This is a genomic window from Spirillospora sp. NPDC029432, assembly GCF_040703975.1.
In the GTDB taxonomy this organism is placed as follows: domain Bacteria; phylum Actinomycetota; class Actinomycetes; order Streptosporangiales; family Streptosporangiaceae; genus Spirillospora.
In genome coordinates this window covers 1-14,009 of sequence record NZ_JBEZWH010000044.1, presented here as the reverse complement: position 1 = coordinate 14,009, position 14,009 = coordinate 1, and the positions used below count along the sequence as shown (strand labels likewise).

Here is a 14,009-nt window from a genome sequence, read left to right as displayed (position 1 = left end):
AGCATGCCGTGAGCCTGCCGGCATGGCCGCGGCCCCTGGACGCGGGCCGGACGATGTGAGCCGGCCGGTGGCGCCGATCCGCTGAAGTCCGGGGAACGCGCGGAGCCTCGCGCGGGATCTTCGGTGTCCCTCTCCGGCGATGAGGCCGGCTCCCCTGCCTGCCCTCGACCTGTTCTCGATCCGCTGTCGCCCGCGTCCGAACCGGCGCGTGCACGACCCCTGTCTGGAGTGTCTTGTCCCTGCCCGCCGTCCTGGCCCGCCGGCTGAAGCCGGCCACGCCGATCACCGCCAAGCTGCTGCGCACCGAGGTGCTGGCCGGGCTGGTCGTCGCGCTGGCGCTGATCCCCGAGGCGATCTCGTTCTCGATCATCGCCGGGGTCGATCCCAGTGTGGGACTGTTCGCCTCGTTCACCATGGCCGTCACCATCGCGGTCGTCGGCGGCCGGCCCGCCATGATCTCGGCCGCGACCGGCGCGATCGCCCTGGTCGTCGCGCCGCTGTCCCGCGAGCACGGGTTCGGCTACCTGATCGGCGCGGTCATCCTCGGCGGCCTCTTCCAGATCGTCCTGGGCGCGCTCGGGGTGGCCCGGCTGATGCGGTTCGTACCGCGCTCGGTGATGGTCGGGTTCGTCAACGCGCTGGCCATCCTGATCTTCATGGCCCAGGTCCCCGAACTCCGCGACGTCCCCTGGCCCGTCTACCCGCTCGTCATCGGCGGGCTGGCGCTCATGGTCCTGTTCCCCAAGGTCACCAAGGCCGTCCCGGCGCCGCTGGTGTCGATCGCGATCCTGACCGCGCTGACCATCGGCGCCGGGATCGCCGTCCCCACCGTCGGCGACAAGGGCGCGCTCCCGTCCTCGCTGCCGACCCCGGGGCTGCCGGACGTGCCGTTCACGCTGGACACCCTGACGCTGCTCGCCCCGTACGCGCTGGCGTTCGCGCTGGTGGGGCTGATGGAGTCGCTGATGACCGCCAAGCTGGTGGACGACATCACCGACACCCGCTCGGGCAAGACCCGCGAGTCGATCGGGCAGGGCGTCGCCAACATCGTCACCGGGTTCTTCGGCGGCATGGGCGGCTGCGCGATGATCGGCCAGACGATGATCAACGTCAAGAACGGCGCCCGGACCCGGATCTCCACCTTCCTGGCCGGGGCCTTCCTGATGATCCTGTGCATCGTGTTCGGGCCGATCGTCTCCGACATCCCGATGGCCGCCCTGGTCGCGGTGATGGTCCTGGTGTCGGTCGGCACCTTCGACTGGCACTCGGTCGCCCCGGCCACCCTCAGGCGGATGCCGATCGGCGAGACCACCGTCATGGTCGTCACCGTCGCCGTGGTCGTGGCCACGCACAACCTGGCCATCGGCGTCATCGCCGGCTCCCTGACCGCCATGGTGATCTTCGCCCGCCGGGTCGCCCACCTGGCCGAGGTCTCGGCGGTCACCGACCCCGACGGCGGCCAGGTGGTGTACGCCGTCACCGGCGAGCTGTTCTTCGCCTCCAGCAACGACCTGGTCCACCGGTTCGACTACGCCGGCGACCCCGGCCACATCGTCATCGACCTCACCGACGCCCACATCTGGGACGCCTCCTCGGTCGCCGCCCTCGACGCCGTCACCGCCAAGTACGGGGCCCGCGGCAAGACCGTCGAGATCATCGGCCTCAACGAGGGCAGCGCCAGGATGCACGGCACCCTCTCGGGCGAGCTCGCGGGCAGCCAGTGACCGGCGCCGGCCGCCGCCGGGCGGGCCCTGTGAACGAGTCGTCCCCGGTACGACAACACTCCCCTTTCGTAACATCAGAGTTCTGGGTCGCGTCACGCCGTTCTCCGCCACCCGCGCCAGGACGGCGGCGGCGCCCCGATCGCACGGGCCGGGAAGGATGGACCCCTGACCGCGATGAAGAAGAGGCCGCCGCGTTCCGGCGACCCGGAAGGAGCCTGATGGGCGCACAGCGCATGCAGATCGGCGAGGTCGCCGACCGGACAGGGCTGAGCCTGCGCACCATCCGGCACTACGAGGAGGTCGGCCTCGCCCCGCCTTCGGCCCGTTCCCAGGGCGGCTTCCGCCTCTACACCGACGACGACGTCAACCGCCTGCTGGTCATCAAGCGCATGAAGCCGCTCGGCTTCACCCTGGAGGAGATGCGCGACCTCCTGACCGTCCTCGACGACCTCCAGTCCGGTCCCGCCGAAGGCGCCGGTCGCGCGGAACTGCTCAAACGGCTCGCCCTCTACCGGGCCCTGGTCGAGGAACGCTGCGACAAGATGCGCACCCGCCTGGCCGACGCCGAGCAGTTCTCCGCCGAACTCGCCACCGAACTGCGACAGCACGGCCGGTCCTAGCCGAGCCGTGCGGCGCGTACGGCACCGCACGGACGTGTTCCGTGTAAGACTCCGAGCGGGCGTTGTCACCCGGCGGTGCTAGCGTCCCCGGCCATGTCCGAGAACGCGCTCGTGCTCCCCGATCATCAGCGAAGCCACCTCCACCCTCGGCGCGGTGGCGGTACGCCCGCGGCTCCCGCCGCCATCGACCCCACCGCCGCCGAACGGCTGCGCAAGGTCCTGGCGGAGTCACGCGCGAAGGCCGAACGGCTGCTGAGCCATGGGGAAAGCTCTCCCGAGCTGGTCGAGCCCGCCCGCGCCCACTTGGACGGCACCGCGACCCCCACCGGCGCGGCCGTTCTCGCGGCGGCCGCGGAAGGGGCCATCGAGGCGGAGGAGCTCGCGGACGCGTGGACCGCGGAGCACGGTCCGGCGTTCGCGGCCGCGGCGACGGCGGGGCTGGCCCGCGTCCGGGTCGAGCCCGATGGAGGAGGCAGGGGCCGGCGTCTTCGGCTGGTGCGCCACGACGACCCCGCGCTCTTGTGGGGTCACGGCGACGCGGCCTTCGACGATGTCGCTCCGCGCGTACGCGCGCTCATCGCGGCGGCCGGTGACGAGGAGTACCGGGACGTGGTCGAGGCACTGGCGGAATGCCGCCAGGACCTGGTCGCGCGGATCGCCACGGCGTTCCTGGCCCCGTCGGAGACCGGCTGGGTGGACGACCTGTGCGCCGAGCTGCCCGACGATCTGCCGCCCTGCCTGGCGCGGCGGGTCATGTGCTCGCTCGGCACGCCGGACCAGGTCGCGCGGTTCCGCGGGACGCGGCAGCTGTGGGACCGGCTGGTCGGGCAGCAGGATCTGTACACGGCGGCCGACGGGCTCGGTCCCGCCCTGGTCCCTCTGCTGGCCGATCTCATCGACCGGACGGCCGACCCGCGGGCGCTGGAGGTCATGGGGATCCTGCCGTCCGACGAGGCGCTGAAGGCCCTGGTGGAACGCCTCGACCGGCCGGGCGTGCACGCGGTCCTCGTCCAGGCCGCGGAGCGCTTCCCGGAGCGCGGGCGCCGGGCTCTCCGCGATGCCGCGGACTCCGGCCCCGGGGAGATCGCCCGGTACGCGGCGCGCCTGCTGGGCGGCCCGGCCGTGCGGGAGGCGGGGTGGGCCGACGAAGCCGCGCTCGAGGATCTGCCGTCCGTACTGGCCGATCCGCCCTGGGCCGGGGGCCTGCCGGACCGGGGGCGCGTCACCGTCAAGGGCCTCGAACCCCCGGTCGAGCGGACGGCCGAATGGGAGCCCGGTGAACGCGAGCGCTGGAGCGCTCCCCCGGCCGGAGGGAAGGTCGACTGGGAGAAGGAGATCGAGCTCTTCCGCGACCGCCGGCTGCCCGCCGAACGGCAGTGGGAGCTGTTCCTGTCCGGCCCCGAGGAGGACGTCCGGCCCCTGCTCGCGCGCTGGAGGCCCGGCCTGACCGAGGCCGTCCCCGCACGGCTGAAGCCGATCCTGGCGCGGTTCTCCGCGGACGCCGCCCCGGCGGCGCTGGACATGGCGGACGCGCAGCCCGCGGCCGCCGCGGAGCTCCTGCTCCCGTTCTGCGACGCCGGCATCGCCGCGCGGATGGCGGAATGGCGGCTGCGGCGTCCGGCGCTGCGCCCCGTCGCGGAACGCTGGTTCGCGCGGCACGCGGGGGCCGCGGCACGCGCGCTGGTCCCCGCCGCGCTCTCCGCCGCGAAGAAGGCCGCCGACCGGCGGGCCCGGCGCGACGCCGAGACGGCGCTGGTCCACCTCGCCTCGCATGGGCACGCCGGCGACGTCCTGGCGGCGGGCCGGGAGCACGGCGCCGAGGCCGCCGCCGGGATCGAGGCGCTGGTCGCGCTGGACCCGATGGCGGCCCTCCTCCCCGCGCGGATCCCCGGTGCGCCGGGCTGGCTGGACCCGTACCTGCTCCCCCAGGTGCTGCTGCGGGACGGGCGGGCCCTGCCCGGCACGGCGGCCGGCCATCTGGTCACGCTCCTCACCGTGTCGGAGTTCGACGACGTCCACCCGGGCGTGGACGCGGTGCGGGAGGCGTGCGAGCCCGCCTCCCTCGCCGCGTTCGCCTGGAGGCTCTTCGAGCTGTCCGGCCTGCGCGAGCGCGGCGGCGGCCGTGGCCTCGAGGACGAGGGCTGGGTCATGACGGCGCTGGGCCTGCTCGGGGACGACACCACGGCGCGCGGCCTGGAGCCGGTGATCCGCAGGTGGCCGGGCATGAACGGGAACCGCATGGCCGTCGCGGGCCTCGACGCGCTCGTCGCGATCGGCACCGACGCCGCACTCGGGCGGCTCAACGGCATCGCCGAGCGGATCAAGTACAAGGGCCTGCGGGGACAGGCGCGCGACCGCATCACCGCGCTCGCCGCCGACCGCGGGCTGAGCGCCGAGCGGCTCGCCGACCGGCTCGTCCCGGATCTGGGCCTGGACGCGGCGGGCACGCTCGTCCTCGACTACGGCCCGCGCCGGTTCACGGCCGGGTTCGACGAGCGGCTCAAGCCGTTCGTGCTCGACGGCGACGGCAGGCGGCGGGCGAGCCTCCCGAAGCCCGGCGCGCGCGACGACGCCGAACTGGCCCCGGCGGCGTACAAGCGGTTCACCGAACTGAAGAAGGAGGCGCGCGCCACCGCGGCCGCACAGCTGGAGCGGCTGGAGCGGGCGATGGTCACCGGGCGGCGCTGGAGCGCGGGCGAGTTCAGCGAGCTCATCGCCGGGCATCCCCTGATCTGGCACATCGCCCGCCGGCTGCTGTGGACGTCCGGGGACCGCACGTTCCGGATCGCCGAGGACCGCTCGCTCGCCGACGTCCACGACACCGAGTTCACCCTGGCCGGCGCGGACGAGGTCGGGCTCGTGCATCCCCTGAGCGTGCCCGCGGACGAGCTGGCGGCGTGGTCCGACGTCTTCGCCGACTACGAGATCTCCCAGCCGTTCCCCCAGATCGGCCGGCCAGTCCACGCGCTGACCGAGAGTGAACGTGCCGGTGCCGCGCTCGACCGTTTCCGCGGCCTCACCGTCACGACCGGCGCGGTGCAGGGCATGGAGCGGCGGGGCTGGGACCGCGGCGTCCCCCAGGACAACGGCCTCATCTTCTGGATCTCGCGGCGCCTGCCCGGCGCCCGGACGGTCGTGCTGGACCTCGACCCCGGCATCTCCGTCGTCGCTCCGGGAGACTGGCCGGAGCAGCGGATCGAGGGGGTCCGCATCATCCCCGGCCACGACCCGTCCCGGCGGCCCGGCGCGCACAATCCCGCGACCTTCGCCGACCTCGACGCGATGAACGCCTCGGAGCTCCTGAACGACATCCTCCACCTCACCGACGGCCGCACGGCCACGTAAAGCCGGTTGCTCAGCGCGGGCGATCGAGGCCGTCATCGGCACCGCGTCGGCGCTCGGTCTGGAGTACCTCTCGGTCCGCGCCGGCACGCGTTCCCGCCCGCTCTACCGACGATTGGGCTTCACCACGAACAGCCACGTTCTCGAACTCGGGCCACCCCGACCGTGAACCCGCCTATATGTGTGGAGAGGCGGTGTGCCGCAGACGCGGGTTCCACCTGGATATACCGCGGGCTATGACTGCTTCGCCGAGCCGGGTTTCTCGTGCTTGCCGGCATTGAAGCGCGCCTTCTTCTGGCGATTTCCGCACGTGTTCATCTCGCACCATTTGCGGGTGCGACTCTGGCTGGTGTCGAAGAAGGCCGCCCGGCAGGTCGGCGATGCGCACAAGGCCAGTCTCCCGTCTCGTTCGCCCGCGATGATGCTGATCGCGTCGGCGGCGATGACGCCTAGGGCGTCCTCCACGGCCGATGCCGAGCCGAGTCTCCACCGCCGATCGCCCTCGGGCGTCAGGACGGCCGCGGCCCGCCCCTGAGCGCTGCAGTCGTTGATGACCTGGACCGCGGACGCGGGGAGCGGGTCCCGGCGCGCGGCCGCCGTCGCGGCCGCGTGGATCGCCTCTCTCAGCTCGCGGGCGCGTTCGAGCTGGGCGGTGGTGCAGGACTCCACGGCCAGGCCGCTCACCACCAGCCAGTCGACGAGCCGGCCCGGCGTGGGGATGCGCTCCACGGCGTCGCCATGCCGCTCCGACAGGGTCCCGGTGAAGCTGGTCGCCAGCACCTTGCCGAGGCGGAAGCCGGGGAACCGAGCGCTCATGGAACCACCTTAGCCGGTTGCGGGCCGAGATCCGGACCTGTTAGAACCGTCTTAGCCGGTTCACCCGACGGCCGAGGAGGGCTCATGAACCGCCAGACCAGCGACGTGCAGGCATTCGAAGCCCACGCGACCGACGCCGACCTGGACGACCTGCGCGCGCGACTGGCCGCGGCACGGCTGCCGGAAGCCGAGACGGTCCACCGCGCCGCGCCCGGCCCGCGCCGATGGGAGCAGGGCGTTCCCCTCGCCGACCTCGTCGATGTCGTGGACTACTGGCGTACCGGGTACGACTGGCGGACGTTCGAGGCGCGCCTCAACCGGATCGGGCAGTTCCGCACAGCCATCGACGGCCTGGGAATCCACTTCCTGCACCGCCGGTCCACCCGCGCGGACGCCACGCCTCTGCTCCTGACACACGGCTGGCCGGGCAGCGTCGCCGAGTTCGCCCATGTAGTAGACGAGCTGGCGGATCCGAAAAGCGCGGACGCACCGGCGTTCCACGTCGTCGCCCCGTCACTGCCGGGCTTCGGTTACAGCGACAAGCCGGCCGCCACCGGGTGGGGGATCGAAAAGATCGCGGCCGCCTGGGTGGAACTGATGGGAAGGCTCGGCTACGGCAGGTTCGCGGCGCACGGCGGCGACTGGGGAGGTGTGATCACCACGATCCTCGGCGGCAGGTTCCCGGAGCACGTGCTCGGCATCCACACGACGACCGCGCAGGCGCCTCCCGGGTTGGCCACGGACGGGCTGACGGCGGCCGAGCGCGAATGGACCGAGGAGACCCGCGACTTCTGGCTCTACCGCGCGGCGTACGCCAAGCAGCAGGCGACCCGGCCGCAGACCATCGGCTACTCGCTCGTCGACTCGCCGGTCGGGCTTCTCGCCTGGATCCTCGACAAGTTCGCCGAGTGGACGGAGACCGACGACAGCCCGTTCGAGGCGATCTCCAGGGACAGGGTGCTCGACGACGTCACCCTGTATTGGCTGACCAGGACCGGCGCGTCGGCGGCCCGCATCTACTACGAGAGCCACGACTCGCTCGACCCCGAACTCCGGGTCGACGTCCCGTCGGCGATCAGTGTGTACCCCCGCGACATCGAGAAGTGCCCGCGCCCCTGGGCACAGGAACGGTACCGGCGGATCGTCCGCTGGAATACGCCCGGAACCGGGGGGCATTTCCCGTCGCTGGAGGTTCCCGAGTATTTCGTCAAGGATCTCCAGGAGGGCCTCGCGGCGGTGCTGGCCGCCACCGGCAGGCCCGGCGGCGGCAGCCCGGGCCTGTGACGCACGCCACCGGGCGCGGGTGTCACAGGGCGGCGGGTGGCGGCGTCCTGTGTTCGTGCCACGACCGGGAGCGGACACACTGAAGGAGCCGGCGATGAACGAACGCAGCGAGACGACCGCCGGGCCGCCGGCCGAGGGTGGGATGGACCCGGCCACCGAGGCGTTCGTGGCGCATCGCAACCTGCTGTTCACGGTCGCCTACGAGATGCTCGGCTCGGCCGCCGACGCCGAGGACGTCCTCCAGGAGACCTGGCTGCGGTGGACGGGCGTCGACCTGGCCGCGGTACGGGAGCCGCGCGCCTACCTCATCCGGATCACCACCCGGCAGGCGCTGAGCCGGCTGCGCACGCTCGGCCGCCGCAGGGAGTCCTACGTCGGCCCGTGGCTGCCCGAGCCGCTGCTGACCACGCCGGACGTCGCCGAGGACGTCGAGCTGGCCGAGAGCGTCTCGATGGCGATGCTGCTGGTGCTGGAGACGCTCGGGCCGGTCGAGCGGGCGGTGTTCGTGCTGCGCGAGGTGTTCGGCCTGGGCTACGACGAGATCGCCGAGGCCGTCGGCAGGAGTCCCGCCGCGGCCCGCCAGATCGCCCACCGGGCGCGGTCGCATGTCGCCGCGCGCCGGCCGCGCGCGGCCGTCTCCGCGAGCGAGGCCCGGAGCGCGCTCGCGGCGTTCCGGCACGCCGTCGAGACGGGCGATCTGCAGGGCCTGCTCGACATCCTCGCCCCGGACGTCGTCTTCCTCGGGGACGGCGGCGGGATCAGGGCGGCCGCGCCGGCGCCCGTCGTCGGCGCCGGCCGGGTGGCCCCGCTCCTCGCGGGCCTGCGCAGGTTCGGCCCGGCGGCCTCGCTGGAGCCGGCGCAGATCAACGGCCACCCCGCACTGGTCTTCCGGCTCGGCGGCGAGGTCGACACCGTCCTGGCGGTGCGCGTCGGCGACGGCCTCATCACCGGCCTCTACGCCGTGCGCAACCCCGAGAAGCTGTCACGTGTCGAGCGGGCGACCGCCCTGCGCCGCTGAGCCGCCGGGCCGGGAGTCACCGCCCCCGGGTCCCCTTCCTCCGGTCGAGGAAGAAGAGGACGGCGCCCGCCGCGAACGCCGCGAACGCGTACGCGAGGTTGGTGCCCGCCCCGGAGGGGTCGGTCATCGCGAGGACGAGGAACGCCACGCCCACCACGGCGGCGAGGCCCACGTACACCATGTTGTAGGCGCTCCACGCCTTGTCCGTCTTGTTTCCCACGGCCGCTCCCTTCGGTGAACTGTCAAAAAGACACTAGCGTTTGTCAGACGTACGGACGGTGAACACGGGCGGTATCGGCGATGAAGGAGTCCGCGGGAGCGCCCTCCGGCCACTCCAAAAAGACATCGTTGTCTGTTAGATTCCCCTCGAACCGAGCACTCTGGAGCAGGGATGCGCCTGGCCGGGCCGATCGCCGCCACCGTCACCGCCGTCTCGGCGATGAGCCTGACGGGCACCGCCGCCGCGGCGGCCGCCCCCGAGTACTACCTGGCGCTCGGCGACTCGCTGTCCGTGGGCGTGCAACCGGGGCCGGGCCGCACCGACCAGGGCTACACCGACCGGCTCCATGCGGACCTGAAGGCACGGCATCCCCGGCTGAAACTGGTGAAACTCGGCTGCCCGGGCGAGACCACCACGACGATGCTCGACGGCGGCATCTGCCGGTACGCGGCGGGATCCCAGCTGAACGCCGCCGAGTCGTTCCTGAAGAAGCACTCGGGCCGCGTCCGGTACGTCACCCTGAACATCGGCGCCAACGACACCAACGCCTGCCTGCCCGGCGGCGGCGTCGACGCGGGCTGCGCGCTCAAAGGCGTCGGCTCCCTGGTCGCGAACCTGCCTCGGATCACCGCGCGGGTACGGCTGGCCGGAGGCGGCACCCCCGTGTACGCCGCGATGAACTACTACAACCCCGGCCTGGCGTCCTGGGTGTCGGGCGGCGGCGGAAAGGCCGCCGCCCTCGCGTCGATACCGGTCATCGACGTCTTCAACACCTACGAGCACGCCGTCTACCGCGCCGGCGGGTTCCGGGTCGCCGACGTGAACGGCGCCTTCTCCGGGCACGACCTCACCACCAAGGTGGCGGCGCCTCCGTACGGCACCGTTCCGCTGGCCGTGGCCCGGATCTGCGCCTGGACGTACCAGTGCGGCGACGGCGACGGCCACGCGACCCCGGCCGGGTACCAGAAGATCGCCGGCGCGTTCCTGAAGGTCCTCCCCGCTGGGGGACGGTAGGCGGCGCACGGTCACGCGCCGGTGCCGACCTCCACGCCCGCGTCGCCGAGGGTCCGGGCGACCCGTCCGGCCATGTCCGCCGACATGCGGTGGTGACCGAGTTCCAGCCGTTCCAGGCCGCGGAAGGCGGCGGACTCCAGCAGCACCGCCGCGCCCGCGTCGGTGAGGGGGCCGCGGGACAGGTCGAGGCTGCTCAGCCGGGGCAGCATCCGCGACCCGGCCAGCTGCTCGACCATCCGGTCGATGAACGTGAACCCGCGCAGCCCCAGATGGCGGAGGCGCGGCAGCGTGCCGCCGCCGAACAGCTCGTCGAGGGCGGACCGCTCGTCCGGATCCTGCTCGTCGCCGAAGTCCTCCGCCGACCACAGTTCCAGGGCCTCCAGGGCGGGCAGCCGGGAGGCGGCGATCCCGCGGATCTCGTCCGGCTCGAGCATGCCGTGGAACGCCAGCCGGCGGAGCGCGCGGTGGCCGGTGGCGCGGAACCGCAGTGCCAGATGGGCGCACATGACGAGCTCTTCGAGCGCCGGGAAGGCCTCCAGCAGGGCGGCCGCGTCGACCTCGGCGCCGTGGAAGACCTGGTCGTCGTCGATCTCCCCGGCGAACAGCGCCCGCAGGTTCGGGAAGTCCGCCGCCCGCTCCGCCAGCGCCCGGACGGCCCGGGCGAGCACCACCTCGTCGTCGCCCGCGTACGGATCCCCGCCGATCGGGGTGACGCGCACCGGGGGACGGGGCGTGCCGGCCGGCTCCGCCGCGTCGGCCTCCACCCGGCCGTGGTCGAAGGTGCCGCCGATCACCAGTGCGCCGACGGCGCCGGTCCGCGTCCGTTCGGCGAGCCATCGCAGGTGGTCGCCGGTGTGGCGGAACGCGCCGCCGTTCCAGGACACCAGCGGCAGCCACCAGGCCACCGACCCGGGATCGGCGAGCGCCGCCGCCAGGCGTTCCGCGTCGCCCCGCTCGTCGGGCGGCAGGCCCGGCGGGACGGGCGCGCCCATGCGCTCCAGCGCGGCCGCGGCGGCCTCCCGCAGGTGCCGGCTGCCGCGCGAGGGCAGCGCGTCCAGCACCGGAAGGCCGCCGAACCCGACGATCTGGTCCCGGGGGAACGAGCCTGTCACGATCTCCGCCGTCACGGTGCGGCCTCCTCCTCGCGCAGCGATCACGGCATGTCCGACGCGGTCCGCCATGGAGGCGTTCCCGCCGGGCGGACTCAGAGGCCGTCTTCAATCCCGCTGGGGGATCGATGACGGCCTCTCTTTGCGCTGCGGTCAGTTCTGCGGGCGGCGGTAGGTCGCCAGGATCACGCCGGTGCTGGTCGGCTCGGCTCGCACCAGTTCCAGCCTCTTCATCGTGGCGTCGCCGGGGAACAGCCTCCGCAGGCCGCCGCCGGCGACCACCGGGTTGATCATCAGCGCGAGCTCGTCCAGCAGGTCCCGCTCCAGCAGGGACGCGACCAGGCCGGGGCTCCCGGCGACCGCGATGTCCTTGCCGTCCGCCTCCTTCAGCCGCCCGACCGCCGCCGCAAGGTCCCCCTTGACCAGGTGGCTGTTGGGCCATTCGCCGACATCGTCCAGGGTGCGGGAGACGACGTACTTGGGCGCCTTGTTGATCCAGTCCGCGAACGCCGCGTCGTCGGTGCCGTCGTAGCCCGGCCAGTACCCCGCCCACATCTCGTACGTGGACCGGCCGAGCAGCACCGTGTCCGAGGTGTCCAGCGCCCGCGCCAGGGCCGCGGCCGACTCGTCGCCCCAGGTGGACTGCCACCTGTCGGGCGCTTCGACGACCCCGTCGAGCGAGATGAACAGCGTCGAGACGACCTTGCGCATGGTGGCGACCTCCCGTTTCCCCGCTCCCCGTGAGCCGGGTCCGAAACGTTAGGGGCGCCCCCGGATCATGTCTTGTACAGAAGCGACAGCGGCACCGCCGGCTCGCGGACGCCCAGTTCGGTGGCGGTACGGCCGACGAACCGGGCCAGCGACCGCGCGAGGTGCGGCTGGTCGAAGTAGCCGAGCCGGTGCACCACCTCGTGGGCGGGCAGCCCGTCCCGCAGCAGGGCCGCCGCCTGCCGCGCCCTGCCGATCTGGCGGACGGTGCCCCGGGTGAGCCCGGTCGCCGCCACGAAGCGCCGCTGGACGGTGCGTTCCGACACCCCGGGCGGTTCGCCCCGCAGCGCGCTCGCGACGACGGGGTCCCGGACCAGGACGTCCTCGCGCACCAGCCGCCGGACGAACTCCTCGGCGTTCCCGTATCCGGGGAGGTGCCAGCGGGAGCCTTTCAGCGGGAACGAGGCGCGCGTCGCGCCGGGGATCTCGACGCCCCGGTCGACGAGCCGTCCCGGCGGGAGGTGCGGCATCACCGTGCCCAGCGCGAAGGTGATCCCGAAGAACGCGGTGCCGTCGGGGACCGGCGCCGGGCCGGCGGCCGGCTCCGGGCCCTGGACGAACACCTCGACCCGGCCGCGCCGCTCGCAGAAGACCAGGTCCCAGTTCGCGGTCGCGATCGCCGCCATCCGGTCGACGCCGGAGCTGCGGCTGCGCCACACCCGCTCGATGAACGGCGATTCGGACGGTCGGCTCTGCGTGTCGAGACCCATCCGGTCGTTCCCTTCTCGCGGCCCCGGCCTTACGAGAACCCTGCCACCGACCCGCGTCAGTGCGCACTTACTCGGGTGGGCTACGGTGGATCCGCAACGACCGTTCGGAGGAGGCGCGAGTGGACTTCGACCTGCCGGAGAGCGCGATCGCGGTGCGCGATGGCGTGGGGGCGATCGCCGGGAAGTACGGCCAGGACTACTGGGACCGGTGCGACACCGAGAAGCGCTGGCCCGAGGAGGTCTGGCGCGAACTGGTCGACGGCGGCTGGCACAGCCTGGCGATCCCCGAGGAGTACGGCGGCGCCGGGCAGGGCCTGCTGGAGCTCGCCGTGGCGCTGGAGAGCCTGGCGGGCGGCGGCGCCGGCGGCGCGGCCTCGTTCATGTACCTGCTCACCCCGGCGTTCGGCGGGCTCACCATCACCCGGCACGGCACCGAGGCGCAGAAGGCCGAGTTCCTGCCCGGGATCGCCGCCGGCGAGCTGGAGACCTGCTTCGCCATCACCGAGCCGGACGCCGGCAGCAACGCCCTCAACATCACCACCCACGCCCGCCGGGACGGCGACCACTACCTGATCAGCGGCCAGAAGATCTGGATCTCCGGCGTCGAGCGGGCCGACCACATGGTGCTGGTCACCCGCACGATCCCGGCGGCGGAGGCGAAGCCGCGCACGGCGGGCTTCACCGTCTTCCTGGTCGACATCAAGAAGGCCGAGGCCGAGGGGACGCTCACGTACCGTCCGATCCCCAAGCTCGGCACCAACACCGTCGCCTCCAGCATGGTGTTCCTGGACGACGTCCGCGTCCCGGCCGACCGCGTCCTCGGCGAGCCCGACCTGGGGTTCGCGGTCCTGTGGGACATCCTCAACCCCGAGCGGATCCTGGCCGCGGCCGGCGGTGTCGGCTCCGGCGAGCTCGTCCTGGAGATCGCCTGCGCGTACGCCCGCGACCGCGCGCCCTTCGGCAAGCCGATCGGTGCCAACCAGGGCATCGCCTTCCCGCTCGCCAAGATCAAGGCGCAGCTGGAGCTGGCCCGGCTGATGACCTACAAGGCCGCCTGGCTCTGGGACGCCGGCAAGCCGTGCGGGTCCGAGGCCAACATCGCCAAGCTCACCGCCGCCGACGCGGCCTGGCAGGCGGCCGACCGCGCCTTCCAGACCCACGGCGGCATGGCGTACTCGCTGGAGTACCCGGTGGCCCGCATGTTCCGCGACGCCCGCATCGCCAAGAACATCCCGGTCGCCGAGGAGATGGTGCTGGCCCACATCGCCCAGCACGAGCTGAACCTCCCCCGGTCCTACTGACCCCGGCGCCGCGCGGGACTCCCCTCCTATCGGACAAACCAGGATCACTCTCCGCCTTTCTGGACGAACGACCTTACGAATTC

12 protein-coding genes are annotated in these 14,009 nt (G+C 73.0%); 7 read left to right on the top strand and 5 right to left on the bottom strand.

What is annotated here, in order from left to right; genetic code table 11:
• Window positions 1-233: 233 nt before the first annotated feature.
• The 3 genes from AB0881_RS28270 to AB0881_RS28260 all read left to right on the top strand — a co-directional run bounded on the left by AB0881_RS28270 (window position 234) and on the right by AB0881_RS28260 (window position 5,689).
• Window positions 234-1,724: a SulP family inorganic anion transporter gene (locus AB0881_RS28270; protein WP_366621600.1), complete on the top strand. Its 1,491-nt coding sequence runs from the start codon at window positions 234-236 to the stop codon at window positions 1,722-1,724.
• 218 nt (window positions 1,725-1,942) lie between these two features.
• Entirely contained in the window at window positions 1,943-2,344 is a 402-nt protein-coding gene (locus AB0881_RS28265; RefSeq protein WP_366621598.1) for a MerR family transcriptional regulator, read from the top strand.
• Window positions 2,345-2,437: 93 nt separating this feature from the next.
• Window positions 2,438-5,689, top strand: coding sequence for a DUF4132 domain-containing protein (locus AB0881_RS28260; RefSeq protein ID WP_366621596.1), 3,252 nt, complete (start codon window positions 2,438-2,440; stop codon window positions 5,687-5,689).
• Between the two features lie 231 nt (window positions 5,690-5,920).
• Here AB0881_RS28260 and AB0881_RS28255 read toward each other — a convergent pair whose 3' ends face one another.
• The gene (locus tag AB0881_RS28255) at window positions 5,921-6,502 is read right to left on the bottom strand and encodes a CGNR zinc finger domain-containing protein (protein ID WP_366621594.1); all 582 of its coding nucleotides are present in this window, start codon (window positions 6,500-6,502) and stop codon (window positions 5,921-5,923) included.
• Between the two features lie 84 nt (window positions 6,503-6,586).
• On the opposite strand from AB0881_RS28255, the gene AB0881_RS28250 reads away from it, so the two are divergent.
• Together AB0881_RS28250 and AB0881_RS28245 are read left to right on the top strand one after the other, a co-directional pair.
• The gene (locus AB0881_RS28250) at window positions 6,587-7,786 is read left to right on the top strand and encodes an epoxide hydrolase (RefSeq protein ID WP_366621592.1); all 1,200 of its coding nucleotides are present in this window, start codon (window positions 6,587-6,589) and stop codon (window positions 7,784-7,786) included.
• Window positions 7,787-7,880: 94 nt separating this feature from the next.
• Window positions 7,881-8,804 carry an RNA polymerase sigma-70 factor gene (locus AB0881_RS28245; RefSeq protein ID WP_366621590.1) on the top strand — a complete coding sequence of 308 codons (924 nt, stop codon included), beginning with the start codon at window positions 7,881-7,883 and terminating at the stop codon, window positions 8,802-8,804.
• 16 nt (window positions 8,805-8,820) lie between these two features.
• Here the strand turns inward: AB0881_RS28245 and AB0881_RS28240 are convergent, their stop codons facing one another.
• Entirely contained in the window at window positions 8,821-9,024 is a 204-nt protein-coding gene (locus AB0881_RS28240) for a hypothetical protein (protein ID WP_366621588.1), read from the bottom strand.
• Window positions 9,025-9,195: 171 nt separating this feature from the next.
• On the opposite strand from AB0881_RS28240, the gene AB0881_RS28235 reads away from it, so the two are divergent.
• Window positions 9,196-10,038, top strand: coding sequence for an SGNH/GDSL hydrolase family protein (locus tag AB0881_RS28235; RefSeq protein ID WP_366621586.1), 843 nt, complete (start codon window positions 9,196-9,198; stop codon window positions 10,036-10,038).
• Window positions 10,039-10,049: 11 nt separating this feature from the next.
• Here the strand turns inward: AB0881_RS28235 and AB0881_RS28230 are convergent, their stop codons facing one another.
• From AB0881_RS28230 to AB0881_RS28220, 3 genes are all read right to left on the bottom strand, one after another.
• Entirely contained in the window at window positions 10,050-11,165 is a 1,116-nt protein-coding gene (locus AB0881_RS28230) for a hypothetical protein (RefSeq protein WP_366621584.1), read from the bottom strand.
• A gap of 135 nt (window positions 11,166-11,300) precedes the next feature.
• Entirely contained in the window at window positions 11,301-11,858 is a 558-nt protein-coding gene (locus AB0881_RS28225) for a dihydrofolate reductase family protein (protein ID WP_366621582.1), read from the bottom strand.
• A gap of 65 nt (window positions 11,859-11,923) precedes the next feature.
• Window positions 11,924-12,625: a helix-turn-helix domain-containing protein gene (locus AB0881_RS28220; protein WP_366621580.1), complete on the bottom strand. Its 702-nt coding sequence runs from the start codon at window positions 12,623-12,625 to the stop codon at window positions 11,924-11,926.
• A gap of 119 nt (window positions 12,626-12,744) precedes the next feature.
• Here AB0881_RS28220 and AB0881_RS28215 point away from each other — a divergent pair, with 119 nt between their 5' ends.
• Window positions 12,745-13,926: an acyl-CoA dehydrogenase family protein gene (locus tag AB0881_RS28215; protein WP_366621578.1), complete on the top strand. Its 1,182-nt coding sequence runs from the start codon at window positions 12,745-12,747 to the stop codon at window positions 13,924-13,926.
• The last annotated feature ends 83 nt before the right edge of the window (window positions 13,927-14,009 follow it).

Excerpts from the sequence above, each read along its gene's own strand:
- AB0881_RS28265 (WP_366621598.1), top strand. The coding sequence starts at position 1,943 with ATGGGCGCACAGCGCATGCAGATCGGCGAGGTCGCCGACCGGACAGGG.
- AB0881_RS28260 (WP_366621596.1), top strand. The coding sequence starts at position 2,438 with ATGTCCGAGAACGCGCTCGTGCTCCCCGATCATCAGCGAAGCCACCTC.
- AB0881_RS28255 (WP_366621594.1), bottom strand. The coding sequence starts at position 6,502 with ATGAGCGCTCGGTTCCCCGGCTTCCGCCTCGGCAAGGTGCTGGCGACC.
- AB0881_RS28250 (WP_366621592.1), top strand. The coding sequence starts at position 6,587 with ATGAACCGCCAGACCAGCGACGTGCAGGCATTCGAAGCCCACGCGACC.
- AB0881_RS28245 (WP_366621590.1), top strand. The coding sequence starts at position 7,881 with ATGAACGAACGCAGCGAGACGACCGCCGGGCCGCCGGCCGAGGGTGGG.
- AB0881_RS28235 (WP_366621586.1), top strand. The coding sequence starts at position 9,196 with ATGCGCCTGGCCGGGCCGATCGCCGCCACCGTCACCGCCGTCTCGGCG.
- AB0881_RS28225 (WP_366621582.1), bottom strand. The coding sequence starts at position 11,858 with ATGCGCAAGGTCGTCTCGACGCTGTTCATCTCGCTCGACGGGGTCGTC.
- AB0881_RS28220 (WP_366621580.1), bottom strand. The coding sequence starts at position 12,625 with ATGGGTCTCGACACGCAGAGCCGACCGTCCGAATCGCCGTTCATCGAG.